Annotated in this window: 1 pseudogene; it reads right to left on the minus strand. The window is 62.4% G+C overall.

Annotated elements, in window-relative coordinates:
- Positions 1-245: pseudogene (locus ACQG3P_RS21725) on the minus strand (peptidase); the annotation flags it as partial.

Below are 245 nucleotides of genomic sequence, written 5' to 3' on the forward strand. Positions count from 1 at the left end.
TCGCGCCACTTGGCCGGGTAACCTATCTTCGGGGTAACGGTTTCCCACTTGGCGATGGCCTTGGCCTTGGTCTCATCGCTCATCCAGGTCAGGCCCTGGTTGCGCTCCTTGAGCGCAGCGGCCAGGTTCTTGACCAGCTCTTCCATCTTGGCCTTCGACTCGGGCGAGAAGGCGGCCTTGACGTACAGCTGGCCGAAGGCTTCACCGGCATCGTTTTCGATGGTGCCCAGCACGCGCTTCCAGCG

The organism is Stenotrophomonas sp. SrG (assembly GCF_050031795.1).
GTDB classification, from domain to species: domain Bacteria; phylum Pseudomonadota; class Gammaproteobacteria; order Xanthomonadales; family Xanthomonadaceae; genus Stenotrophomonas; species Stenotrophomonas rhizophila_A.